Here is a 22,759-nt window from a genome sequence, read left to right on the forward strand (position 1 = left end):
CCGGTGCGGGTGTCAGGGGCGCGTGGAGGCGGTGGGTTGGGACCGGTGCAGCCGGCCCGCCGCGCGGCGATGGGTGCCGGTCGGCGACTGACGGCGGCGTCTCGGTCGTGCCGGGTGCCGGCGTGCGTGTCAGGGGCGCGTGGAGGCGGTCGGTCGGGACCGGCGCATCCGGCCCGCCGCGCGGCGACGCGGCGGGGCGCCTCCCGGGCGTCGCGCAGTAGGGCATGGGGGTCTCCACCGGTCTTTTCAGTCCACGCGGACGTGAGCGAGGTCCGTGCGGGACTCCTGGACGTCGTCCTCGGACATGCCGCCGACGCGTACGTCGAGCGTGAGCTCCTCGGCCGTCTCCTTCTCCACCGCGGTGACGTGCAGGAGCCCGGAGGTGTCGAGGGCGAATGTCACCTCGATCGGATAGCCCGCCGGTTTGCCCGGCGGGATCTTCAGCTCGCCGTCCGCGATCGGGTTGTTGTGCGCGACCTCGGTCGACTCGGCGCTGCCCGCCTGCTCCACCACGATGATCTTGACGATCGTCTGGTCCTCGTCGACGGTGCCGAACTCGCGGGACTTGCCACGGGGCAGCGCGTCGTTGGCGTGGACGAGGTGGACGACGTGCTCCTGCTCGGTCACCGGGTCCAGCGCGATCACCCCGAAGGCGCGGGAGGCGACCGTGGTGATCTGCCGGGACGCCATGCGCTCCTGCTCGGCCTCGGACAGGCCGGCGCGCGAGGCCAGGTCGAGCGCCTTGTCGGTCTCTCCCTTGGCCAGCAGCTGGCGGTAGGTCTCCTCGAAGGCGTACAGCGCCGCGCCCTTGGCCACCGCGAGGTCGGGGTCCTGCAGCTTCGGCTTGAGCGACAGCTCGTTGGCCAGCCGCTGCGGCACCGCGGGCATCTTGGTGGAGCCGCCGACGAGGACCAGGTCGTCGTAGTCCTTGACGCCCTTCTCGGCGGCGGTCGCCAGCGTGCGTCCAGTGATCTCGATGGTGCGGTCGAGCAGGTCCTTGGTGATCTCCTCGAACTTGTCCCGCGTGAGCTCGACCGTGGCGACCCGGCCCTCGTGCATGACGCGCACGACGTGGCGGGTGCGCAGCGACAGGGCCTTCTTCGCCTCTTCGGCGTCGTGGCGGAGCTGCTGTTCGGTGTGCGGGTCCTCGAGCGGGTCGCCGACGTCGGGGTGCTCCTCGGCGAAGCGCTCGGCGAGGTGCTCGACCACGCGGGCGTCCCAGTCGGCGCCGCCCAGCTCGTGGTCGCCGTCGGTGCACACGACCCCGATGTCGCCGTCACGAAGTGTGATCACCGTCGTGTCGAACGTGCCGCCGCCGAGGTCGTAGACCAGGATCGTGCGGTCCTGGTCGGGGTTGAGCACGCCGTAGGTGATCGCGGCCGCGACCGGCTCGGAGATGATGTCGATGACGTTGAGCCCGGCGATGTGACCGGCCTTGCGGGTCGCGTCGCGCTCGGCCGCGCCGAAGTAGGCGGGCACGGTGATGACGACGTCGTCGGCGTCCTCGCCGGTGGTGGCCTTCGCGTCTGCGACCAGCTTGCGCAGCACGAACGCGGAGATCTCCTCGGGGGAGTAGTCGCGTCCGTGCAGCTCGCGCGTGACCTCGTGGCCCATGTCCCGCTTGATGAGGCTCACCACCAGGTCGGGGGAGAGCACGGCGGTGTCCTTCGCCGGGGCGCCGACCACGACATTGTCGGCGGACTCGAAGTAGACGACCGACGGTGTCGTGTCGGTGCCCTCCATGTTGCGCAGAACGGTGGGACGGCCGACGTCGCCGATGCGTGCGATGCAGGAATGGGTCGTGCCCAGATCGATTCCGTAGACAGCCATGTCAATCCCCTCCGACCGGGTCGGCCGCCGTTCGGGCGACGATCACCTCGGCCCGTCGTACGACCTTTTCGCCGCGGACGAAGCCGGTGCGCCGGACCGTCGTGACGGTGCCGTCCAGTGCGGCGTCGTCCACATCGTGCGTGCCGGCAGGGCGGTGCCGTGCCGGATCGAACGGGTCGCCCTCGTGCACGGGCATGCGCTCGACCCCCGTCCGCGCGATGATCTCGGCCAGCTCTTCGGCGATCGCCGCCAGGAGCGTGGGTGTGTGTGCTGGGTCCGCGCTCTCCCGCTCCGACTCGCGCCGGACCAGGTCATAGAGGCGGTAGAGCGATGTGCGCACCGGCTCGAAGGCGGCCTGCAGCTCGTTGTGCCGCAGCCGGCCGTTCTCCTCGTGCAGCCGGTCGATGACGCGCTCACGGTGTGCGGCCCGGTCGTGCTCACGGCCCGCCGTCTTCGCGAGGTCGGCCAGCACAGTGTGTATCTGCGTGAGAGATGCCGCGATCGCCCCGTCGGCGGAGGCCGGCGGGGGCGTGGTCCCGTCCTTGGGGGAAGAGGGGTCATCGGGCATTGGATCTCGCACCATAACTCTGAGTGAGCGAACTCGCCAGTCCCATTGTGTCCATGCCCGGATGCGGACACCAGCCTTATCGCCACTTCAGTTGGCTCTGGCGGAAACCCCTGTCGGCGAGCCTTGACCCCGCGTTGACTTCCAAACCGCGCCTGAATATGACAGAAGGGTATTCATCGGGCGCGCGTCACCGTTCCTGCGGCCGACCGGTGCGAACGGCCGGCCGAACGGCCGAAGCGCCATTCCGTAATCGCGGCGAAACGGCTCCCCCAGGGAGAGCGCGGCCGTTCTCCGCCCGGCTTCCCGGGCGGCGCCCGGCGGCCGGGCGTCCCGCGCCGCCGGGCCGTGTTTCACAGGCCCGGGGGCCTGTGAAACACGACTCAGCGGAGGGCGGCGCCCGGCTGCCGCTGGCGCTCGGCCATGACCTCCAGCACGTGCTCGACCAGAGTGATCAGCACCTGCTTGCCGGACTCCCGCTTGCGCACGTCGCACAGGATGACCGGGATCTTCGGGTCCAGGTCCAGCGCGGCCCGGATCTCCTCGGTGTCGTACCGGACGGCGCCGTCGAAGCAGTTGACCCCGATGATGAACGGGAGCCGGCGGCGCTCGAAGTAGTCGATCGAGGGGAAGCTGTCGGCGAGACGCCGGGTGTCGGCCAGCACGACCGCGCCCAGCGCGCCCAGCGCGAGTTCGTCCCACATGAACCAGAACCGGTCCTGACCGGGCGTGCCGAACAGGTAGAGGACCAGGCCGTCGCGGATCGTGATACGGCCGAAGTCCATCGCCACGGTCGTCGTGGTCTTGCGCTCGACGCCGGAGACGTCGTCGACGCCGACGCTGCGGTCGGTCAGCTGTTCTTCGGTGCGCAGCGGCCGGATCTCGCTGACCGCGCCGACCATGCTGGTCTTGCCCACACCGAATCCGCCCGCCACGAGGATCTTCACGGCGAGCGGCATGGCAGCGCCCCGCGAGGGGTCAGAGCGCTTGGAGTCCATTCAGCACTTCCTTCAAAAGCCGTTCATTGGGGAGACGATTGTCCGGCTCGGGCCGTCTGACGGCGATCAGCCCGTGGTCCAGTAGGTCACCGAGCAACACCCGGACAACGCCGAGGGGAAGTCTCATCTTCGCCGAAACCTCGGCCACGGAGAGCGGGCGTACGCACATCTCGAGGATCGCGATGTGCTCCGGCCCGGCTCCGGCGGGTGCGAATTGGGAGGTCGCGGCCGTCGCGATGATGGCGATCAGCTCGAAGCCCTCTCGGGACGCGCGTGTACGGCCCCTCGTCAGTGCGTACGGCCGGACGACCGGCCCGGCCTCGTCGTCGAGCCATTCGCTCATTCAACCGCCCCGCCCGCAGGCCGCACGCGGGGGAACCGGGCCGATCGCGTCCCGGGACCCGCGTCTGCCTCTCGGATCGATGGTGCGGCGCCGCTGCCGGATGAGCCGCCGCGACACCGCCGTTCTCATGTGCTCGCTCATCCGACGTCACGATTCCACGGCCGAGCGGGGGAGCGTGGACATGTGCTGGCCCACCCGCTTGACGAGCATCGCCATCTCGTACGCGATCATGCCCACGTCCGCGTCGGAACCGGCGAGCACGGCGAGACACGCGCCCGACCCGGCGGCGGTGACGAACAGGAAGGCGTGGTCCATCTCGACGATGGTCTGGCGTACGGCGCCGCCGCCGAACTGCCGTCCGGCGCTGCGCGCCAGACTCTGGAAGCTGGCCGCGACCGCCGACAGATGCTCGGCGTTCTCACGAGTCAGACCCGTCGACGCTCCGACGAGCAGACCGTCACTGGACAACACGACCGCCTGGTGCACCTGGGCGACCTGGTTGACGAGATTGTCCAGCAGCCAGTTGAGTTCCCCCGCAGAACCCGCTGACATCAGATGTCCTCCTCTTCGTGGCCGGTGGCGGTGTCTTCGGCGTCCGAGCGACCGCGCAGCCAGCCCTTCTGGATGGAGCTCAGCATCGTGCGGAGCTCCTCGGGCGAACGTTCATCGCTCGCGGTTTCACTGATCGGTTCGGCTTCTTCCCGCAGCTGCGGTGCCAGACTCGCCTGGCGCACGCGCCGCGGCAGCGAGGGCTTGCCGGAGCCGCTCGGCGCGTCGCCCGGTGAGGCGGGCGCGGGCGGCTGCTCCGTGGCCGGACCGGACGGGTCGGCCGGGTCGGCCTGCGGTTCGCCCGCGGGCTCGAACAGCGAACGGCGCTGCCCGGAGGCCGGGCCCGGCGCGGACGGCGCGGTCGGCTCGGAGTGGCGCCGCGGTAGCGCCGGCCGTCCGCCCGTGTCCTCCGTCGTCGACGGGAGGTTCCACTGGCCCGTGTCGGAGCCGTACCCGCTGTCGCCGGGCGCGTAGCCGCCGCCGCCGAACGACGGCGATTCCGGGTGACCGGAGTCGAAGGCGTTCGTCTCGTACGGCGCCGGGTCGTGGCCGGTTCCGCGCCGGTCCGTCTCGTACGGGTCCGCCGGTCCGGTCTCGAAGTGGTTCGCGGCCGAGCCGAACGAGGGGGTGCCGAACGAGCCGGTGTCCTGCGGCGCCGGGCGCGACCCGTTGCTCGACCCGCCGGCGTCGTACGAAGGCGTGCTCAGCGAGGACGGGGTGAAGCCGGGGGGCGTGCCGTTGTGGCGCTGCGGCAGCGGAGGCCGCTCACCTCCGCCGTTCAGCGGCATCGGACCGGTCTCGGGGCCGCTGCCGCGGTCGCCGAACGACGGCGGGCCGATCGCGCCGATGGGCACCAGCGCGTCCTCGCCGCGGCGGGTCATCGCGAGCCGTCCGCCGGGCTCCAGCTCGCCCTGCTCGCCGCTGCGCACCACGATGCCGTCGGGCAGCAGGACGATCGCGGTCGTCCCGCCGTACGGAGACGTGCGGAGCGTGACCTGGATCGAGTGCCGCTGGGCGAGCCGGCTGACGACGAACAGGCCGAGCTGTGCGCTGTTGGACAGGTCGAAGTCCGGCGGCCGGGCCAGCTTCTCGTTGGCCTCGGCCAGCGCCGCCGGGTCCATGCTCAGGCCGCGGTCCTCCACCTCGAGGGCGAAGCCGTGCGCGACGATCTGCCCGGTGACCTGCACGGTCGTGTCGGGCGGGGAGTAGAGGGTGGCGTTCTCGATCAGCTCCGCGAGCAGGTGGATGAGGTCGGCGACGGCCGTTCCGGCGATGGCCACCTGCGGCATCGCGGCGACGGTGACGCGTGCGTAGTCCTCCACCTCGGCGGCGGCGGCGCGGGCGACGTCGACCGCCGGCACCGGGTTGCGCCAGCCTCGGCCGGGCGCCTGGCCGGAGAGGATGATCAGGCCTTCCGCGTGACGGCGCATGCGGGTGGCGAGATGGTCGAGGCGGAACAGGTCGTCCAGCTCGTCCGGCTCGGAGATCCGGCGCTCCATCGTGTCGAGCAGGCTGAGCTGACGGTGCAGGAGCGCTTGGTTGCGGCGCGCCAGGTTCAGGAAGACGTCGCTGATGCTGCGGCGCAGCGCGGCCTCCTCGACCGCGCCCTGGATGGCGGTGCGCCGTGCGGCGTTGAAGGCCTGGCCGACCTGGTCGATCTCACGGGTGCTGAACGACAGCGGCGGCGCCTCCGCGGCCACGTCGACCTCTTCACCGCGGCGCAGCCGGCGGATGACGCCGGGCAGCCGCTCGTTGGCGAGGTCGAGGGCGGCGCGCCGCAGCCCGGTCAGCTCGCGGATGACCGAGCGGCCGACCCACAGCGACAGGACGAGCGAGGCGATGACCGCGACGAGACCGAGCGCACCGGCGAGGGCGACGCGCAGGATGATGCCGTTCGCGATCGGCTTGGCGCGGTCGCTCGCGGCCGCGGTCGCGCCCAGTTCCAGGCCGCGGAACCGGGTGATGACCGAGGAGACGGTGGTCTTCCACTGCACCGGCGTGTCCGCGGTGATCTGCGCGCCGGAGGTCGTGGTGTTCGCGCCTCCCATGCCGTTCATGCCGCCCATGGTCGTCTTCGGCGGGGACATGGGCATGTGGTCGGTGAAGCGGTTCTCCAGCGACTCGAGCCGGGCGTACTCGGGGGTGGAGATGATCCGCTGGTAGAGGGCGCGGTCGTCGGAGCGCAGGTCGGGCAGCACGTCGTTGTACAGGTTGTGCTGGGTGCCCACGAGCTTGGTGAACTGCACGTGCTCGGCGAAGGTGAGCCGGCCGGCCGCGAGCGCGCCGGACAGCAGCGCGTCCTCCTGCGACAGCACCTCACGGGCGCGGGCCAGGGCGACCTCCGTGCCGGCGTCCTTGGTCACCCCGGGGTCGCTCAGGGTCGCCAGCGAGGCCTGCAGCTGGTTGATGGTGGAGATGGCGCTGCTGTAGCGGGTGAAGATCTGCGAGCGGTTGGTGGCCCGGGTGTCGATCTGCCGGCGACGTGCGGGCAGGTTGTCCAGGTACTGCAGGATCTCCTTGGTCCACTCGCGCGCCTGCGGGCTGATCACGTTCTGGGTGCCCTTGTCGACGGCCAGGCGGCGGAACTGCTCGGCCTGCCGGTCCGTGACGAGCCGCCCGGACTCCATCGACGCCCGGTCGCTGTCCGACTTGCTGCCGAGGAACACCATGGACAGCCGTCGTTCCTGTTCCAGGGCGCTGCCCAGCGCTCCGGAGGGATATCCGAGATGGTCCTGAATGGTGTTCACATGGCGCAGGTTGAGTCCGTCGCCCAGCGTGATGCTCGCCGCGAACGCCCACAACGTGCTCAAAGACACGAGAGGTACGATCAGCAGCAAGATGATCTTGAAGCGGACTGAACGGAAAACGCGGCCGGCCTGGAACCGGGGCGGCCGCTGACTGGCATCTGATCCCACTCGACGGTCCTTTGATTGCACCGCGACAGGCTCGACTTTCAGTTAGACGGAGGGGACACCGATGACGGAGGGGCACCCGAGCGAACGCGCAGGACTCTACTACGCACGGGTCTGAAGCCCGACCATGTCCGTAAATATGTCCCTAACGAGCGCTTGCCACATGTACCGAAACGGCGGGTCAGCAGCTCAGGTATTGCCTGGTGACACGGCATTTGACCGGCCCATGTGCTGCGGCCCGGCCGAGACATAAATATCGGACGTTCGGTCACAAGGGCCCCACGAGCCGCTAGGACAACCTCTAGACTCCGCCATCGTGATCTATGACGACCAGCCCCCGGAGACGCTCCCTGTACGCGGGCGCTCAACGTTGCCCAGCGGGCGACACCGCCGGCCGGCGTCCGCAGACCTTCCGCCGGACGCCCCCGTCCTCGTGCTGGCGGTTCCCGGCGAGGACCCGGACACCGCCGAGGAGATCGCCTCGCTCACTCGTACCGCGCGGTCCGAACTGGACGTCCGGGTCGGACTCCTCGGCTCCACGTTCACCGACGTGATGCGCGGACTGCCCGAGGACCGCGCCGCCGTGGTGGTGCCCCTGATCACCGGCCCGCACGCCCGCACGTACGCCCGGATTCAGGCCGGCATCGACGAGGCGGGGGTGAAGCCGGACAGTGTGGTCGTCACCGACCCGCTCGGCCCGCACCCCCTTCTCGCCGAGGCGCTGCACGTACGGCTCGCGGACGCCGGGCTGGCCCGGGCGGACCGCATCCGGCAGTTCAGCATCGGCGCGGCGACCGACGGCGTGATCGTGGCCGCGGTCGGCGGCGCCGAGGCCGCGCGTGAGGCCGACATGACGGCCGTCCTTCTCGCCGCCCGGCTCGCCGTTCCGGTGGTCGCCGCCGCGGTCGACGGCCCGCCGACGGTCGCGGACGCGGTGACCCGCTTCCGCGAGGCGGGCGCCCAGCGGATCGCCGTGGCGCCGTACGTCATCGGCCCCGAGCTCGACCACGAGCAGCTCGCCAAACTCGCCGCCGAGGCCGGCCTGGGCTGCGGCGCGCCCCTCGGCGCGCACGGGTCGGTGGTCCGGCTCGTGAACCTCCGTTACGAAGTGGCCATGGAACCGTTCATTGGTGAGGTGCAGGAATGAAGCTCATCAGGCTCGCCTGCGCGGTGGCGCTCGTTCTGGCGGTCGGGGCCTGCGGGTCCGACTCCGGCTCCGGGCAGCAGGCGGCGGTGCCGAAGGTCGCCATGCAACAGGAGATCGGCGCGTCCGAGGGCGCTCTGAACCTGGTCATCTGGGCCGGTTACGCCGAGAACGGCTCGACGGACAAGAAGGTCGACTGGGTCACCCCCTTCGAGCGCAAGACCGGTTGCAAGGTCAACGCCAAGGTGGCCGACACCTCCGACTCGATGGTCGCGCTGATGAACACCGGGCAGTACGACGGCGTCTCGGCCTCCGGTGACGCCTCGCTGCGGCTCATCTACGGCGGCACCGTCGCCCCGGTGAACACCAACCTGCTGCGCAACTACGGCGAGATCGCCTCGTACCTGCGCAACCAGCCGTACAACTCGGTCAAGGGCCAGATGTACGGCGTCCCGCACGGCTACGGCGCGAACTACCTCACGTACCGGACCGACAAGATCAGCCAGAAGCCCACCTCGTGGAGCATCGTCTGGGATCCGAAGTCGCCGGCCGCCGACCACGTCGTCGACTACGACTCGCCGACCTACATCGCGGACGCCGCGCTCTACCTCAAGGCGCACCGGCCGGACCTGAAGATCACCGACGTGTACGAGCTGACGCAGGAGCAGTTCGACGCCGCGGTCGCCCTCCTGAAGCAGCAGCGCCCCAACGTGAACCAGTACTGGTCGAACTACCTGGACGAGATCCAGTCGTTCAAGGCGGGCGACAACTGGGCGGGGACCGCCTGGCAGGTGACCGCGCAGCTCGCCAAGTCCGAGGGCGCGCCGATCGGGACGACGATCCCCCAGGAGGGCGCCACCGGGTGGTCGGACACCTGGATGATCGCCTCCCGGGCGGAGCACCCGAACTGCATGTACAAGTGGATGAACTGGATCAGCGCGCCCAAGATCCAGGCCGCCGTCGCCCAGTGGTTCGGTGAGGCGCCGGCGAATCCTAAGGCATGTCAGTTCGCCGCGAAAGGTTTCTGCGCCGAATTCCACGCCAACGACGTCGATTTTTACCGTCGCTTGGCTTTCTGGAAGACTCCGGTCGCGGACTGTGGCGACTCGCGCGGCGCGGTCTGTGTCGACTACTCCAAATGGACCGACATCTGGTCGCAGATCAAGGGTTGACGAGTGACATGACGACAGACGTGAGCGGTGACGTGTCGGCCGCGGTGAGCCTGCGCGGAGTCCGGAAGGTCTTCGGCGAGGTGGCCGCGGTCGACGGCGTCGACCTGGACGTGCGCGACGGCGAGTTCTTCGCGATGCTCGGCCCGTCCGGCTCCGGCAAGACGACCGTGCTGCGGATGATCGCCGGCTTCGAGACGCCGACCGAGGGCAGCGTGAGGCTCGGCGGGCGTGACGTCACCGGGCTGGCGCCCTTCGACCGCGACGTCAACACGGTCTTCCAGGACTACGCCCTCTTCCCGCACATGAACGTCCTGGCCAACGTGGAGTACGGCCTCAAGGTCAAGAAGGTGCCCGCCAAGGAGCGCCGCGAGCGCGCGCTGCAGGCCCTGCGGACCGTACGCCTCGAGGGCTACGACAAGCGCAAGCCCGGCCAGCTGTCCGGCGGCCAGCGCCAGCGCGTCGCCCTCGCCCGCGCGCTCGTCAACCGGCCCAAGGTCCTCCTGCTCGACGAGCCGCTCGGCGCGCTCGACCTCAAGCTCCGCGAGGAGATGCAGGTCGAGCTGAAGGCCATCCAGCGGCAGATCGGCATCACCTTCCTGTTCGTCACGCATGACCAGGAGGAGGCCCTGACGATGAGCGACCGCATCGCGGTGTTCAACGCGGGCCGGATCGAGCAGGTCGGCACGCCCGCGGAGGTGTACGAACGGCCGGCGTCGCCGTTCGTCGCGGGCTTCGTCGGCACCTCCAACCTCATCGAGGGCCAGGCGGCCCTGGACATCCTCGGCCGGGAGGGCGTGTACAGCGTCCGCCCGGAGAAGCTTCGCGTCGACACACGGCTCGACGCGGAACTGCCCCGAGACGAGAACTCCGCGACCGGCACGGTCGCGGAGGTCGTCTACGCGGGGGCGGCCACCCGGTTCGTCGTGGACCTCGACGCGGGTGGCCGGCTGGTGGCCGTGCAGCAGAATCTGCAGGCCTCATCGATGGATGTGCTCAAGCTGCGCGATGCCCGGGTCAGGCTCGCATGGCGACGGGAGCACGAGTTCTCCATCACCGGTCCGATGTGACACCCGGTCGGCGGGTCCGGCCGACCGTTGCGCCGCGGTCCCCTCATCGCGGCGTCTACCGGAATTCCCTCCCCGAAACCCCCCATTCTGATCGGAGTTCCCATGCGGTTCACGCGCCTCGCGGTCGTCGCGATGGCTGCCGTTTCGCTGCTGGCGGCCGGTTGCGGCAACAGCGATAGCTCCAAGGGCGGTGGCGACAGCGTCGCCGGTTTCACGCCTCCGAAGATTCCCGCCCTGCAGTCCCTCGGCCAGGGCGAGGGGCAAGTCAACCTCGTGGCCTGGGCGGGCTACGCCGAGGACGGCTCGAACGACAAGTCGGTCGACTGGGTCCACCCGTTCGAGAAGGCCACCGGCTGCAAGGTCAACACCAAGATCGCCGGTACGTCCGACGAGATGGTCAACCTGATGAAGACCGGCCAGTACGACGCCGTGTCGGCCTCGGGTGACGCGTCGCTGCGCCTCATCGCCGCCGGTTCGGTCGCGCCCGTCAACACGAACCTGGTGCCGAACTACAAGGACATCTTCGCGGGTCTGAAGATGAAGCCGTGGAACTCCGTCAACGGCGTCGCGTACGGCATCCCGCACGGCCGGGGCGCGAACCTCCTCATGTGGCGCACGGACAAGGTCAAGCCCGCCCCGGACTCGTGGAGCGTGGTCTTCGACGCGAACTCCCCGTACAAGGGCCACATCACCGCCTACGACTCGCCGATCTACATCGCCGACGCCGCGCTGTACCTGTCCGCCACCCAGCCGAGCCTGGGCATCAAGGACCCGTACGCGCTGGACCAGAAGCAGTTCGACGCCTCGGTCAACCTGCTCAAGCAGCAGAAGAACAACGTCGGCGAGTACTGGTCGGACTACCTGAAGTCCCAGCAGTCCTTCAAGAGCGGTGACACGGTCCTCGGCACCACGTGGCAGGTCATCGCCAACGGTCTGTCCGCCGACAAGGTCCCGGTCGAGACGGTCCTGCCGAAGGAGGGCTCGACCGGCTGGTCGGACACCTGGATGGTCGCCGCCAAGGCCCAGCACCCGAACTGCGCCTACAAGTGGATGGACTGGATCGTCTCCCCGAAGCCGAACGCCCAGGTCGCCGAGTGGTTCGGCGAGGCGCCGTCCAACAGCAAGGCGTGCGCCGAGACCAGCGACAAGAAGTTCTGCGACACCTTCCACGCGGCCGACGAGCCGTACTGGAAGAACGTGCACTACTGGAACACCCCGATCTCCCAGTGCCTTGACGGACGCAAGAACGTCAAGTGCGTCGACTACGCCAAGTGGACGCAGGCCTGGACCCAGATCAAGGGCTGACGTCTCCCCATGACGAGTGTCACCTCGCCCGGCGGGCCGGTTCGCCGGTTCGCCGGGCTGCTCCACCGGCGGCCCTCGATCCGGCTCGCCGGGCTGCTGTCCATACCGCTGCTGTGGCTCGTGGTCGCCTACCTCGGCTCGCTCGCGGCGCTGTTCGTCACGGCGTTCTGGACCACGAACGAGTTCACCGGCGACGTGGTCAAGGTCTTCGACCTGGGCAACTTCCAGGACCTGGTGAACGAGAGCGTCTACCGGACCATCACGCTGCGCAGCGTCGGCGTGGCGATCGCGGTCACCGTCATCGACAGCCTGGTGGCCTTCCCGATGGCGTTCTACATGGCCAAGATCGCCTCGCCGCGCGCGCAGCGCTGGCTGGTCATCGCCGTGCTGACGCCGCTCTGGGCGGGTTACCTGGTCAAGGCGTACGCCTGGCGGGTCATGTTCTCCGGCTCTGGCGTGCTCGACTGGTTCCTTCGTCCGGTCGGCGGCCACGCCCCGGGGTACGGGCTGCTGGCCACCACCATCACGCTGGCCTACCTGTGGCTGCCGTACATGATCCTGCCCATCTACGCGGGGCTGGAGCGGCTGCCGAACTCCCTGATCGACGCGGCCGGAGACCTGGGCGCGCGCTCCTTCCGTACGTTCCGTACGGTCGTGTGGCCGACGGTCTTCCCCGCCGCCGTGGCGGGCTCCATCTTCACGTTCTCGCTGTCGCTCGGGGACTACATCGCGGTCCGCATCGTCGGCGGGCGCAGCCAGCTGATCGGCAACGTGGTCTACGACAACGTCGGCACGGCGAACAACCTGCCGTTCGCCGCCGCGGTCGCGACCATCCCGGTGGCCATCATGGTCATCTACCTCCTCGCCGTCCGCCGCACCGGAGCCCTGGAGAATCTGTGAATTTGTCTCGGGGCACGCGGATCGCGCTGCGCGTGGCGATGATCGTGGGGCTCGCGATCATCTACGTGCCGCTGTTCGTGGTGCTGATCAACTCCTTCAACGCCGACCGGACGTTCGGCTGGCCACCGGCCGGTTTCACCGGCGAGTGGTGGTCGCGCGCCTGGCAGAACGGCGGTGTCCGGTCGGCGCTGTGGACCTCGGTCAAGGCCGGGCTCGGCGCCACCGCGATCGCCTGCGTGCTCGGCACGATGGCGGCGTTCGCCGTGCAGCGCTACCGGTTCTTCGGCCGGGAGACCGTGTCGCTGCTGGTCATCCTGCCGATCGCGCTGCCCGGCATCGTCACCGGCATCGCGCTCAACAACGCGTTCCGCACGGTGCTGTCACCGCTCGGGATCCAGCTGGGACTGTTCACGGTGATCGTCGGGCACGCGACGTTCTGCATCGTGACCATCTACAACAACGTCCTGGCGCGGCTGCGGCGGCTGGGGACGAACGTCGAGGAGGCCTCGGCCGACCTTGGCGCGGACACCTTCCAGACGTTCCGGTACGTTACGTTCCCTCTGCTGCGGTCCGCGCTGCTGGCCGGTGGCCTGTTGTCGTTCGCGCTGTCGTTCGACGAGATCATCGTGACCACGTTCACGGCGGGCGCCGGCGTGCAGACGCTGCCCATCTGGATCTTCGACAACCTCTTCCGGCCCAACCAGGCACCGATCGTCAACGTGGTGGCCGCCGCGCTCATCGTGCTGTCGGTCGTGCCGGTCTACATCGCCCAGCGCATCTCCGGGGACACCCGCGCCATCTAGTCACGCCGGCTAGTCCTATCGGCGCCGTCCACGTTCACATGGGAGGACGCAATGAAGCGCACCGTCCGCAACTTCGTCAACGGCTCGTACTCCGACGCCGCCGACGGACGTACCGCCGACCTGATCAGCCCGGTCACGGGTGAGGCGTTCGGCACGGCTCCGGTCTCCGGCCAGGCCGACGTCGACGCCGCCTTCACGGCCGCGGCGAACGCCTTCGAGGGCTGGCGCGACACGACGCCCGCCGAACGGCAGCTCGCGCTGCTGCGCATCGCCGACGCCATCGAGTCCCGCGCCGACGAGCTCGTGGCGCTGGAGTCGGAGAACACCGGAAAGCCGCTCGGCCTGACGGCCTCGGAGGAGATCCCCCCGATGGTCGACCAGATCCGGTTCTTCGCCGGCGCGGCGCGCGTCCTGGAAGGCCGGTCGGCGGGGGAGTACATGGCCGGCCACACGTCGTTCGTCCGGCGTGAGCCGATCGGAGTGTGCGCCCAGGTGACGCCGTGGAACTACCCGATGATGATGGCGGTGTGGAAGTTCGCGCCGGCCATCGCGGCGGGCAACACGGTCGTGCTCAAGCCCTCCGATACGACACCGGCCACGACCGCGCTCATGGCGGAGATCGCGGCGGAGTTCCTGCCGCCGGGCGTGTTCAACGTCGTCTGCGGCGACCGTGACACCGGGCGTCTCCTGGTGGACCACCCGACGCCGCAGATGGTCTCGATCACCGGGTCGGTCCGCGCCGGCATGGAGGTGGCACGCTCGGCCGCGAACGACCTGAAGAACGTCCACCTCGAACTCGGCGGCAAGGCGCCGGTCGTCGTGTTCGACGACGCCGACGTCGAGGCCGCCGCCGCGGCCATCGCCGAGGCGGGATACTTCAACGCCGGCCAGGACTGCACCGCCGCGACGCGCGTGCTCGCCGGCCCCGGCGTGCACGACGACTTCGCCGACGCGCTCGCCGCGGTCGCCGCCGAGACCAGGACCGGCCTGCCGGACGACGAGGACGTGCTGTACGGCCCGCTGAACAACGCGAACCAGCTCGACCGCGTCACGGGCATCGTCGACCGGCTGCCGTCGCACGCGACCGTCCGCGCCGGCGGTTCGCGCACCCGCGAGCAGGGCTTCTTCTACGAGCCCACGGTCGTCTCCGGGCTGCGCCAGGACGACGAGGCGATCCAGGACGAGATCTTCGGCCCGGTCATCACCGTGCAGCGGTTCTCCGACGAGGACGAGGCGGTCCGCTGGGCCAACGGCGTGCGCTACGGCCTCGCCTCCTCGGTGTGGACCCGCGACCACGGCCGCGCGATGCGCATGGCCAAGCGGCTCGACTTCGGCTGCGTCTGGATCAACACGCACATCCCGCTGGTCGCCGAGATGCCGCACGGCGGCTTCAAGCACTCCGGCCAGGGCAAGGACCTGTCGATGTACGGGTTCGAGGACTACACGCGCATCAAGCACGTGATGTCCAACATCGAGGGCTGAGTCCCGCGACTACCCGTCGCGCCGCGGACCGTTCTGGTCGCGGCGCGACGGGCGCAGGACCGTCATGTCGCCGCGTTCCTTGCCGAGGTCCTCGCGCACGACGCTGTACATCACCGCGTCACGCCACCCGCCGTCGCGGAACCCGTAGCCGCGCAGCACGCCCTCACGGGTGAAGCCCGCCTTGCTGAGCGCCCACTGCTCGGCGGTGTTGGTGATCTCGGTCACCGCCTGGATCCGGTTGACCTGCGTGTGCGCGAACAGGTAGTCGACGAGCAGCCGCTGCGCCTCCGTGCCGTACCCCAGGCCGCGCACCTTGGGCAGCATCCCGATGCCGATGTTCCAGCAGTACGAGACGCGGTTCGTCGGCTGCCGGCGCCACTGCACGAAGCCGAGCGGCTCGGCCGGCCCGGCGACCATCAGCGTGCCCCCGTCGTCGGTGAGCAGCCCCGTCTCCTCCCAGCGCCGCCGGTACGTCCGCGGGTCGAACCATCCGTGCCAGCTCTGTTCCCCCACGGCCTCCGGATCACCGGTGAGCCGCTCGATCACCGCGAGATCCTCCTCGGCCACCGGCCGCAGCCGCAGTTGATCGCTCATGCCCGCAGAGCTTATTCAGCGATCCGCGGTGGATGGCCCGTCCTTGATCGCCGCATCCGGCCAGTATCTTCGGGCAGCGGTCAGGCGGAGAACAGCCCGGATGAGCCGAGCACGCGGTCCACGGAGATCTCGATGACGACGCGTGTCGGGTTCTCCCGCGGCGTGCGGTAACGCTCGGCGTACCGGGCCACCGCCTCGGCCACGCGCGCCGGGTCGGCGCTGACCGTGCTCGTGCCCTCCAGCGTGAGCCAGCGCCGTCCCTCGACCTGGCACAGGGCCACCCGCCCGCCGCCCGCGGCGAGCCGCGCCTTCACGCTGCCGCCGTCGGTGATCACGCGGGCCAGCCGCCGCTCGGCGTCCCACGTGAACCCGACCGGCACCACGTGCGGCGACCCGTCCGGACGCAGGGAGCTGAGCGTCGCGAGGTGACGCTCGCGCAGGAACTCCGTCGCCTCCGCGTTCAACGCGTCGTGGGTCATCCGCCCACGCTATCGCCGGAGCGGCCGCGCACGTGTTGTGGCGAAACGCCGGGGGCGCTGGTGGCCCAGTCGGTGATCAAGTGGGAGTCTGGGATCCGCCAAGAGAAGATCAAGAGAAGGAGGCCGGCGCGTGACCATCCCTGCGACCTCCGAGGCCGCTCCGGGCGACTGGCTCGGCACCCTCCTCGGCCCGCGTACGGCGCGGGTGCTCACGACGTACGCCGTGCCGTGCCTGCACTACGCGCACTGGCAGGCGCTGTGGCGGTTCCGCCTGGCCGACTGGACCAACGACACCACGTACGGCACCGACCGCTACCACTGCCTCTGCGAGACCTTCGGCCGGATCGTCAAGGACCGGCTGCCGCGCGCCAAGGTCCACCTGCCCACCGACCGGCTCGGCACGCCGTTCACCGTCGTGAGCGGCAACTGGCTGATCTATCCGTGGCGGTACGGCCGGACGCGCGACGACCGGCACCAGGGGCTCGCGGTCACCGACGAGACCGGCATCCGCTCGCGGATCGTCGGCGGCGGGCCGCCCGGCCAGCAGATGCTCGACTACGAGGGCCTGCCGCCCGTGCCCCTGTCGAACGTCGTAGTGCTGGGCTGGGCCGGCAATCGGCACGAGGGCCTGGTCCGGGCCTTCCTCGCCACGCCGCACCTGCACGGCGACCTGGTCTACTGGCACGAGGACCGCTTCGTCGAACTCGACGTGGAGGCGGGCCGCCACCCGTACGGACTGCCGTCCGGCCCGTCCCCGGTGGAGCCGGACGTTCCGCCGCCGCCGGAGTTCGACATCAGCCTCATCGACGGAGGCGTGGATTTCCCCGAGTCGACCGGCACGGATGGCTAGGGTGAGGGACCGCTGGTGAAGAAAGGGGACGGAGGAGGCCGCACGTGGACACCCGACGCGGTGGTGGCGTGCCGCACCTGTCCGCGGTCCCGGCCCCCGGCGTCACCGCCTCGTTCGACCCGGCCCGGCTCACCCTGGCGCGCGAGCGGAGCGGCCTGACCAAGCGCGACCTGGCGGCCAGAGTGGGAGTGACGGCCGCCGCGATCACCCGGTTCGAGCGCGGGCAGGCACGGCTCGCCGACGGGACGCTGACGCGGCTGGCCACCGAGCTCGGTCTTCCGGTGGGATACTTCGCGGCGGGCCGCCCCGTGCTCCCGGTCGCCGAGGACGCCGCCCACTTCCGCAGTCTCCGCACGACCCGGGTGTACGAACGCCGCCAGGCGCGGGCGACCATGAGCCACCTGGCCGAGGCGGTGCGCGAGATCCAGACGGTCGTACGCCTCCCGGAACCGCGGCTCCCGCGCCTGTCCCGCGACCCGGAGAGCGCCGCCCGCGAGCTGCGCGCCGCCTGGCGACTGCCCGCCGGCCCGGTCCACCACCTCGTACGCCTGCTGGAGGCCAACGGAGCGGTGGTGAGCATGGCGAGGTTCGGGGCGGGCGACCGCATCGACGCGTTCTCCTGCCGCCCGTCGGGCCTGGACCGGCCGTTGATCTGCCTGTCCCGCGACCGGGGCAACCCGCTGCGCCGCCGGTTCAGCGCCGCCCACGAACTGGGCCACCTGCTGCTCCACGACGAGGCCCAGCCGGGCGACCGGCAGCATGAGCATGAGGCGAACCGCTTCGCGGCCGAGTTCCTCACCCCGGCCCCGCAGATCGCCGACCTGCTGCCGACGCGCCTGGACTTCGCGCGCCTGCTGGAGATCCAGCGGGCATGGGGAGTGTCGGTGCAGGCGTTGCTGCGCCGCAGCCGGGAGCTGGACCGCATCGGCGATGACCTGTACCGCCGGGCCCAGGTGACGCTGACCCGGCTGGGCTGGCGCCGCGACGAGCCGAGGGGCGACTACCCGACGGAATGGCCGGCGGTCCTCGTCGAGGCGGTCGCGCTGGGCGCCGAACGCGGCCTGACCGAACACTCCCTCGCCGCCCGCCTGAGCCTCCCGTACGCCGAGGTGCGGGAGCTGCTGAGCCATGTCACCGACGACCGCCCTCGCCTGACGCTGGTCCCGGACCTGCCGGACTGACACTCGCCCTGGAACCGGCCTCGTACGAGGACCGCCGGCGGTCCGGCAGCCGTTGTCCGATTCGCGCGCTTTATTCCACTGGAAAGCTTCCGTTTCGTGATCTGGCTTGGCCGCCAAAGCCCCGCGAATCGGGCAAACCAATATGAAAACCTTTCCGAAATATGCTCGCTGCAGTTGCCGAGATGGCGTGGCCCCTCGTGACCAGGCATGGAGGGTGGTGACTTCGGGCTTACGACGACATTTCTAAATTGGTGAAAATTCTTTCGTCGGTCACGTGTCTCTAGTAGCATCCCGTACACCCATTATCCGGACATACCGCTTCAAACACCGGAGCACTGAGGAGACCCGTGATCCGTACACCGCACCGTTGGGTTCTGGCCTTCGACGCGACATGTGGTACCTGCAAGGACATCGCCCACGCCGTGGAGCACGCGTGCCGGGGGAAACTCGAGGTGCGGCCGCTGGCCGACGACGAGGTCCGGCGCCTGCGCGAACGCGCGATGGGTGCGGACCCGGTATGGGCGCCCACCCTGCTGCGCGTCGACGGCGACCGGGTGCGCGCGTGGACCGGCGCCGCCATGAGCATGACCCTCGCCCGCCGGCTGGGACCCGCGGACAGCGTGCGCGTCATCCACGCCCTCGGCACGTTGCGGCGCCGCTCGCGGGGACACGCCAGCGAACTGCCGGGCGCGCCCACCGGCCGCGCCGCCATCGGCCGGGCCCAGTTCCTGAGGTTCGGCGCGGGCGCCGGCGTGGCCGCCGGCCTGGTGCTGGCCGGCAAGGTCCCCGCCTTCGCCGACGATGAGAACCAGGCCGCCCTCGCCTGGGTGCGGAAGCACAGCAAGAACCTGCCGCACGCGTACGAGAACGTGATCAAGTACCCGCTGCGGTACCGCCGGGCGATCTTCAACGCCTCCACGGTGAACGTCCGCCGCGACCTGTGGATGGAACACCTCGTCGCCTACCGCAAGGCGCATCCGAACCTGACCAAGCAGCAGAGCGCCGTCATCGACCGCGCCTGGTTCATGCTGGAGGACTCGGCGTCGACGTTCGCGGCGAAACCCTCGCGGAGCACGGAGCAGAAGCTGGCCGCGCTGCACAAGGACGCCGTCGCCGCGTTCGGGAACAACAACGAGGTGCACACGCTGCTGGGCGCGCTCGGCACCGCGGCCGCACCGTCGGCGAAGCCCGCCGCCCGGACCGAGGCGGCGGCGGCCCCTGACTGCCCGTGCTTCGACTCCGAGGACGGCAGCCAGGACTTCTGCAACAGCGGAAACTGCACCGTCATCGGCGCCTGCGTGTACCAGCCGACCGGCTGCGGCGTCTTCTGGACGCACCCCTGCAACGGCAGCTGCGTGTAAGCACGCCACCGACCGTCTGCCGCGGTACGTCGCGTATCGCGGCAGACGGTCAAGCCGAAGCCTTCTTGACGGTTACGGCAACCGAAAGCATTAGAGCCTGTTTCAGAAGTCCCGGGTTGAGCGTGTCGCTGGTCTGCCGGGGTAGTGGCGGCGGGCCAGCCAGATGGTGAGGTCACGGGCGATCTGATTGCGGTCGGTCTGAACGCTGAGTTCGTGTTCGCGTCGCCGGGCGTCGCGGTTTTCGACCTCATAGGTCCCCTCGTCGAGGAGGGACACCGAGGCGTACCAGGTGGCTTCCTCGTCGGCGGGGTTGATGGTCACGAACGTGTTGTCGGCGATGTTCAGGTCGGTGAGCAGCATGAACAAGGAGTCTTCGGATGGGTCGTCGATGTGGTCGCCGTTCTCGGTGTCGGCGATGTAGTAGTCGGCGCCCATCGATTTCTCCGTCACGCTCGGCCGGTTGCAGGCTGAGGATCCCATGGGGAGCCAGGCCAGATCACAGCCACTCACCGATCACGGCGATGTGCACGGTGGCCTCGTAGCGGAGGGCGAGCTTGTCGAAGCGCGTGGCCACCGCCCGATGCCGTTTGAGCCGGTTGATGCCGCACTCGACGGCGTGCCGGGCTTTGTAGTCCTGACGGTCAAAGGCCGGTGGCCGGCCACCGGCGCTGCCGCGGTCGGCGCGGTGGCGGGCCTGATCGGCCGGTTCGGCGATGGTGCATTTGATGCCGCGCCGCCGCAGGTACGCACGGTTGGCCCGGGAGGAGTACGCCTTGTCGCCGCGGACCCGGTCCGGGCTTCGGCGTGGACGGCCTGGACCGCTTCGCGGCACCCTGATCGCCTCCAGCAGCCCGATGAATTGTGGGCTGTCACCCCGCTGACCGGCGGTGATGACGACCGCCAGTGGCCGTTGCCGCTGCTCACACACCAGATGGACTTTGGTCGTCCATCCGCCGCGCGACCGGCCGAGTCCATGATCGGCAGGCTCGGCCGACCCGCCGTGGGCATCACCACCCGGTGGTTCTTTCTGTCCTGCGCCATCACGGCGTGCTCCGGCCGCGTGCTGATGCGCCCGGCAGATGGTGGAATCGACGTTCACCTGCCAGTCGATCAGCCCGGCCGCATCCGCTCTGGTCTGCAACGCCGTGATGAGCATGGCCCACACCCCGGCCCGCTGCCAACGGCGAAACAATCCATAAACCGTTTGCCATGGCCCGTACCGAGACGGCAGATCCCGCCACGGCGCACCCGTGCGGACCCGCCAGCGGATCCCATCGATCAACTGCCGCCGCGGCCACACCACAGGACGACCACGCCCCGACACCTCCGGCAACAACGGCTCCAGCACAGCCCACTGCTCATCGGTCAAATCTCCACGACCCACACCAAGATGATCACCAGCTCAAGTCACATGAGATCAACTTCTAAAACACGCCCTAGGGGCGGAGCCCTTTCGATGCCGGGGGAGTGGTGCCGGGTTGCGGTCTTGTTTCAATAGAGTCCGTAGCGGAAGAACTCGGGGTCGGCTACGGGAAGATGAGCCGGGCTCTCCTGGTGCGCACCTCATTAAGGGGCCGCTGAGCGCGTACGTTCACCGGCAGAACCTTGAGCTCACTCGGCGGTGGCCTCTGTCTGCTGAACCAGTTGCCGAGCCAGGGTGAGGAGCCTCTCCTCGTCGGATTTCTTGATGGTTTTGTCCGAGTCGTATTCGTAGGATACGGCGATGAACACGTTGGAGATCCGGACGCCCACCTCCACCCCGGGAAATCCGCGTTCCTTGTGCGCGAAGAACGCTTCATCGCCGATGTCGGTCAATGATCTGATGACGTCATCGTCGGCATGGAGAGAGTGGTCCGTCGAGTAATCCCATATCGCTTTGTCGACATCGGCGTACCGCTTCGCGGAGATCTGCAATTCCGGCCAGGAGAAGTTATCATCTCCCTTCTTCAGGTTTTCCCATTTGCAGGTGATATTGTCCGACAGCTCGGTCCACTTCTCATAATTCGGGGCGGCCTGCGGGACCAACTGCTTGATCGGCGTCGACTTCTTGGACCGGCCCTTGCACACGTTCGGCGCCAGTCTGAAGCGGGCGGCCGGGGGAGTGGGCGAGGGGCTGGCCTGGGACGCCGAGGGCTGTGTCGCCGGCGTGGGAGTGGAGCCACCGCCCTGCGCGGTCGCGGAGCCGCCGTTCGACGTCGCGAGCCAGTTCGCCAAGGCCACGGCGACGACGACCAGGACGACCACTCCGGTCGTCACCAGCGCCATCCGGTCGCGGAGCCGTGCCCGCAGGCTCGGCGGCGGCAGGAGCGCGGTCTCCACCTTGGTCGGCGGGTTCGAGGCCGACCCGGGAAGCCGAACGGTTGGAGTGTCCGAGCGCCCGGAGGTCACGGCTCGCAGCCGCCTCCGGGACTCCTCGGGGTCGAGGCGCCGGCCGGGGTCGCGATCGAGGAGGCCCTGGATGACGGGCCACAATGCTCCGGCCCGCCGTGGCGCGTCGGGCTCGCTAGTCAGGACCGCGGCGACGACCGCGGCGGGATCGTCCGCCCCATAGGCGGGCCGCCCCTCGACCGCGTAGTAGAGCGTCGCTCCGAGCGACCACAGGTCGGAGGCGGGTACGGCCTTCCCGCCGCTCAACCGCTCCGGCGCGACGTACCCGAGGGTGCCGACCAGCGAGCCGTCCTGGGTCAGGCCCCGGGTGGCGCCGGTGACCGCGGCGATGCCGAAGTCGGTGAGCACGGCGTTCCCATCGGCGTCGAGCAGGACGTTCTGCGGCTTGACGTCGCGGTGCAGGACGCCCTTCGCGTGCGCGGCGGTCAGCGCGTCCAGGAGCCGGAGGCCGATCTCGGCCGTACGGCGCGGGTCCAACGGCCCGGAGGCCGTCACCTCCTCGTCCAGCGCCCGCCCCTCCACCAGGTGCATCACGATCCACGGCCGGTCGTCCTCGTCGAGCACGTCATGGACCGGCACGATCGCCGGGTGGTGCAGACCGGCGGCGGCGCGCGCCTCCGTCATCGCCCGCTCCCGTAGCGCCTCGCGCTCCGCCGCGCTCAGGCTCTCGGGCAGCCGCAGCTCCTTGATCGCGACCTCGCGGTGGAGCAACTCGTCGTACGCCCGCCAGACCGTCCCCATCCCGCCGGCGCCGATCGGGGGTTCGTGTAGCACGTACCGGTCCGCAAGGCGCCTCCGATCACTCATGCCCGAACGATAACGGCGCGGGCCGGGGA

At 69.8% G+C, this 22,759-nt stretch carries 21 protein-coding genes; 10 read left to right on the top strand and 11 right to left on the bottom strand.

Annotation, left to right across the window (positions count from 1 at the left end):
* Positions 1-246 precede the first annotated feature (246 nt).
* From QSK37_RS42050 to QSK37_RS42075, 6 genes are all read right to left on the bottom strand, one after another.
* Positions 247-1,830 (bottom strand): Hsp70 family protein, encoded by a 1,584-nt coding sequence (locus QSK37_RS42050; protein WP_285576732.1) that lies wholly within the window; start codon positions 1,828-1,830, stop codon positions 247-249.
* Between the two features lies 1 nt (position 1,831).
* Positions 1,832-2,398 (bottom strand): nucleotide exchange factor GrpE, encoded by a 567-nt coding sequence (locus QSK37_RS42055; protein WP_285632742.1) that lies wholly within the window; start codon positions 2,396-2,398, stop codon positions 1,832-1,834.
* Positions 2,399-2,778: 380 nt separating this feature from the next.
* Positions 2,779-3,393 (bottom strand): GTP-binding protein, encoded by a 615-nt coding sequence (locus tag QSK37_RS42060; protein ID WP_285632744.1) that lies wholly within the window; start codon positions 3,391-3,393, stop codon positions 2,779-2,781.
* A complete protein-coding gene (locus tag QSK37_RS42065) occupies positions 3,374-3,736 on the bottom strand; it encodes a DUF742 domain-containing protein (protein ID WP_285632747.1) in 363 nt (120 codons plus the stop codon). Before QSK37_RS42065 ends, QSK37_RS42060 begins: the two co-directional genes overlap by 20 nt.
* Positions 3,737-3,883: 147 nt before the next feature.
* Complete coding sequence (locus QSK37_RS42070; RefSeq protein WP_285632749.1) at positions 3,884-4,288, bottom strand: roadblock/LC7 domain-containing protein; 405 nt, start codon at positions 4,286-4,288, stop codon at positions 3,884-3,886.
* Positions 4,288-7,101 (bottom strand): sensor histidine kinase, encoded by a 2,814-nt coding sequence (locus QSK37_RS42075; protein WP_285632750.1) that lies wholly within the window; start codon positions 7,099-7,101, stop codon positions 4,288-4,290. Before QSK37_RS42075 ends, QSK37_RS42070 begins: the two co-directional genes overlap by 1 nt.
* Positions 7,102-7,513: 412 nt before the next feature.
* On the opposite strand from QSK37_RS42075, the gene QSK37_RS42080 reads away from it, so the two are divergent.
* The 7 genes from QSK37_RS42080 to QSK37_RS42110 all read left to right on the top strand — a co-directional run bounded on the left by QSK37_RS42080 (position 7,514) and on the right by QSK37_RS42110 (position 15,070).
* On the top strand, positions 7,514-8,344 hold the full coding sequence (locus QSK37_RS42080) for a sirohydrochlorin chelatase (protein ID WP_285632754.1): 831 nt from the start codon (positions 7,514-7,516) through the stop codon (positions 8,342-8,344).
* Positions 8,341-9,513 (top strand): ABC transporter substrate-binding protein, encoded by a 1,173-nt coding sequence (locus tag QSK37_RS42085; protein WP_285632757.1) that lies wholly within the window; start codon positions 8,341-8,343, stop codon positions 9,511-9,513. The genes QSK37_RS42080 and QSK37_RS42085 overlap by 4 nt, the downstream gene beginning before the upstream one ends.
* An 8-nt stretch (positions 9,514-9,521) precedes the next feature.
* Entirely contained in the window at positions 9,522-10,580 is a 1,059-nt protein-coding gene (locus tag QSK37_RS42090) for an ABC transporter ATP-binding protein (protein WP_285576746.1), read from the top strand.
* Positions 10,581-10,682: 102 nt separating this feature from the next.
* The gene (locus QSK37_RS42095; RefSeq protein ID WP_285632760.1) at positions 10,683-11,885 is read left to right on the top strand and encodes an ABC transporter substrate-binding protein; all 1,203 of its coding nucleotides are present in this window, start codon (positions 10,683-10,685) and stop codon (positions 11,883-11,885) included.
* A 9-nt stretch (positions 11,886-11,894) separates the two neighbouring features.
* On the top strand, positions 11,895-12,785 hold the full coding sequence (locus QSK37_RS42100; RefSeq protein ID WP_285632763.1) for an ABC transporter permease: 891 nt from the start codon (positions 11,895-11,897) through the stop codon (positions 12,783-12,785).
* On the top strand, positions 12,782-13,588 hold the full coding sequence (locus tag QSK37_RS42105) for an ABC transporter permease (RefSeq protein WP_285632766.1): 807 nt from the start codon (positions 12,782-12,784) through the stop codon (positions 13,586-13,588). Before QSK37_RS42100 ends, QSK37_RS42105 begins: the two co-directional genes overlap by 4 nt.
* Positions 13,589-13,639: 51 nt before the next feature.
* Complete coding sequence (locus QSK37_RS42110) at positions 13,640-15,070, top strand: gamma-aminobutyraldehyde dehydrogenase (protein WP_285576758.1); 1,431 nt, start codon at positions 13,640-13,642, stop codon at positions 15,068-15,070.
* A 9-nt stretch (positions 15,071-15,079) separates the two neighbouring features.
* Here QSK37_RS42110 and QSK37_RS42115 read toward each other — a convergent pair whose 3' ends face one another.
* Positions 15,080-15,664 carry a GNAT family N-acetyltransferase gene (locus QSK37_RS42115; RefSeq protein WP_285632769.1) on the bottom strand — a complete coding sequence of 195 codons (585 nt, stop codon included), beginning with the start codon at positions 15,662-15,664 and terminating at the stop codon, positions 15,080-15,082.
* Between the two features lie 80 nt (positions 15,665-15,744).
* Complete coding sequence (locus QSK37_RS42120; protein WP_285632772.1) at positions 15,745-16,143, bottom strand: pyridoxamine 5'-phosphate oxidase family protein; 399 nt, start codon at positions 16,141-16,143, stop codon at positions 15,745-15,747.
* Positions 16,144-16,273: 130 nt separating this feature from the next.
* On the opposite strand from QSK37_RS42120, the gene QSK37_RS42125 reads away from it, so the two are divergent.
* The 3 genes from QSK37_RS42125 (at position 16,274) to QSK37_RS42135 (ending at position 19,535) form a co-directional block, all read left to right on the top strand.
* Complete coding sequence (locus tag QSK37_RS42125; RefSeq protein ID WP_285576765.1) at positions 16,274-16,993, top strand: hypothetical protein; 720 nt, start codon at positions 16,274-16,276, stop codon at positions 16,991-16,993.
* Positions 16,994-17,037: 44 nt separating this feature from the next.
* On the top strand, positions 17,038-18,174 hold the full coding sequence (locus tag QSK37_RS42130; protein ID WP_285632775.1) for a helix-turn-helix domain-containing protein: 1,137 nt from the start codon (positions 17,038-17,040) through the stop codon (positions 18,172-18,174).
* A gap of 347 nt (positions 18,175-18,521) precedes the next feature.
* Positions 18,522-19,535 carry a bacteriocin fulvocin C-related protein gene (locus tag QSK37_RS42135; protein WP_285632778.1) on the top strand — a complete coding sequence of 338 codons (1,014 nt, stop codon included), beginning with the start codon at positions 18,522-18,524 and terminating at the stop codon, positions 19,533-19,535.
* 102 nt (positions 19,536-19,637) lie between these two features.
* On the opposite strand, the gene QSK37_RS42140 is transcribed toward QSK37_RS42135, so the two are convergent.
* From QSK37_RS42140 to QSK37_RS42150, 3 genes are all read right to left on the bottom strand, one after another.
* Complete coding sequence (locus QSK37_RS42140) at positions 19,638-19,985, bottom strand: hypothetical protein (protein ID WP_285632782.1); 348 nt, start codon at positions 19,983-19,985, stop codon at positions 19,638-19,640.
* A 46-nt stretch (positions 19,986-20,031) separates the two neighbouring features.
* Positions 20,032-20,919, bottom strand: coding sequence for an IS5 family transposase (locus QSK37_RS42145; protein WP_285632784.1), 888 nt, complete (start codon positions 20,917-20,919; stop codon positions 20,032-20,034).
* A 227-nt stretch (positions 20,920-21,146) separates the two neighbouring features.
* Positions 21,147-22,730 carry a serine/threonine-protein kinase gene (locus QSK37_RS42150; RefSeq protein ID WP_285632787.1) on the bottom strand — a complete coding sequence of 528 codons (1,584 nt, stop codon included), beginning with the start codon at positions 22,728-22,730 and terminating at the stop codon, positions 21,147-21,149.
* Between the last annotated feature and the right edge of the window lie 29 nt (positions 22,731-22,759).

Origin of the sequence: Actinoallomurus iriomotensis (genome assembly GCF_030269445.1) — a bacterium.
Classification (GTDB): domain Bacteria; phylum Actinomycetota; class Actinomycetes; order Streptosporangiales; family Streptosporangiaceae; genus Actinoallomurus; species Actinoallomurus iriomotensis.

Bases quoted from the DNA above. Each gene is read 5' to 3' on its own strand.
- QSK37_RS42050 (WP_285576732.1), bottom strand. From the start codon at position 1,830: ATGGCTGTCTACGGAATCGATCTGGGCACGACCCATTCCTGCATCGCA.
- QSK37_RS42120 (WP_285632772.1), bottom strand. From the start codon at position 16,143: ATGACCCACGACGCGTTGAACGCGGAGGCGACGGAGTTCCTGCGCGAG.
- QSK37_RS42065 (WP_285632747.1), bottom strand. From the start codon at position 3,736: ATGAGCGAATGGCTCGACGACGAGGCCGGGCCGGTCGTCCGGCCGTAC.
- QSK37_RS42055 (WP_285632742.1), bottom strand. From the start codon at position 2,398: ATGCCCGATGACCCCTCTTCCCCCAAGGACGGGACCACGCCCCCGCCG.
- QSK37_RS42090 (WP_285576746.1), top strand. From the start codon at position 9,522: ATGACGACAGACGTGAGCGGTGACGTGTCGGCCGCGGTGAGCCTGCGC.
- QSK37_RS42110 (WP_285576758.1), top strand. From the start codon at position 13,640: ATGAAGCGCACCGTCCGCAACTTCGTCAACGGCTCGTACTCCGACGCC.
- QSK37_RS42100 (WP_285632763.1), top strand. From the start codon at position 11,895: ATGACGAGTGTCACCTCGCCCGGCGGGCCGGTTCGCCGGTTCGCCGGG.
- QSK37_RS42060 (WP_285632744.1), bottom strand. From the start codon at position 3,393: ATGGACTCCAAGCGCTCTGACCCCTCGCGGGGCGCTGCCATGCCGCTC.
- QSK37_RS42115 (WP_285632769.1), bottom strand. From the start codon at position 15,664: ATGAGCGATCAACTGCGGCTGCGGCCGGTGGCCGAGGAGGATCTCGCG.
- QSK37_RS42150 (WP_285632787.1), bottom strand. From the start codon at position 22,730: ATGAGTGATCGGAGGCGCCTTGCGGACCGGTACGTGCTACACGAACCC.
- QSK37_RS42095 (WP_285632760.1), top strand. From the start codon at position 10,683: ATGCGGTTCACGCGCCTCGCGGTCGTCGCGATGGCTGCCGTTTCGCTG.
- QSK37_RS42070 (WP_285632749.1), bottom strand. From the start codon at position 4,288: ATGTCAGCGGGTTCTGCGGGGGAACTCAACTGGCTGCTGGACAATCTC.
- QSK37_RS42085 (WP_285632757.1), top strand. From the start codon at position 8,341: ATGAAGCTCATCAGGCTCGCCTGCGCGGTGGCGCTCGTTCTGGCGGTC.